This is a genomic window from Oerskovia sp. NPDC060287, from assembly GCF_042726775.1.
Lineage (GTDB): Bacteria > Actinomycetota > Actinomycetes > Actinomycetales > Cellulomonadaceae > Oerskovia > Oerskovia merdavium.
Window position 1 is genome coordinate 1 of sequence record NZ_JBHXBO010000422.1, and the last position, 1,035, is coordinate 1,035.

Annotated in this window: 1 protein-coding gene; it reads left to right on the plus strand. The window is 72.1% G+C overall.

Annotated features, from left to right (window positions below):
- The first annotated feature begins 83 nt into the window (after nt 1–83).
- Entirely contained in the window at nt 84–1,010 is a 927-nt protein-coding gene (locus ACFWFR_RS19460; protein WP_377624220.1) for a hypothetical protein, read from the plus strand.
- Nucleotides 1,011–1,035: the final 25 nt, after the last annotated feature.

The following is a 1,035-nucleotide window of genomic DNA, read 5'->3' on the forward strand; positions in this document are numbered from 1 at the left end:
GGCACCCCTCTACCTCACGCTCGCCTGTCCACAGATTCGCCCGTGCTCCTCCACTCACGGCGTCGAACCAGCACAGTGGGCCCATGCTCTCGACGTCCCGACCCGCTCTTCCCCGGCTCCACCCCACGTCCGCCTTCACACGAAGCGAGCTGCGTGCCAGGCTGGCCGACGGTGTGCTGGTCCGCGTGAGACGCGGCGTCGTCGCTCGGCTCGACCCTGGCCCCGGTCGCCGCGAACGCCTGGTGCTCGCCCGCGGGGCGGCGTTCGCCAACGACGCCACGACAGCCTTCTGGCTCAGTCACTCGACGGCCGCCGTCCTGTGGGGGTGCTGGACCTACCGCCTCCAGGACCGGGCCGACGTCACACAGCTGACCCCGCCGAGCGTCGTACGCCGGGACGGCGACCCGGTCCACCTCGTCGCACGGCACTGGACCCCGCTCCCCGAACGCGACCGCACGGTCCTCGACGGGCTCCCGGTGACGACGCTCGAACGCACCGTCGTGGACTGCGCCCGGACTCTCCGCGGGGCGGGTGCGCTCGTCGTCGCCGACTCCGGACTGCGCTTGGGGGCCGACCCGGTGCTGGTCGACACGATCCTCACCGAGGCGGCCGGGGGCCGGGGAGTCCGGTCGGCGAGGCAGGTGCTCGCTCTGGCAGACGGCGCGTCCGAGTCGCCCGGCGAGTCGGTCGTCCGGTGGCTCGTCCACGAGGCAGGGCTGCCCGCTCTCGATCTCCAGCTCCTGGTTCCCACGTGGGCGGGCGTCTTCCGGCTCGACCTCGGATGGTCGGACCTCCAGGTCGCAGTCGAGTTCGACGGCGCGGTGAAGTACTCGACCCTCGCAGACGGTGATGCGACCGCGCGGTTCATGGCGGAGAAGCAACGCCACGATGCGCTCGTCGAGGCGGGCTGGCTCGTGCTCCGCGTGACGTGGGCAGACCTCGACCAGCCGGACCGGTTGATCGCACGACTCCTCGCCGCCAGACGAGGTAGAGGCCGGAGGTCGAGGTAGAGGCCTGCAGCCCACTGTCTGGGCG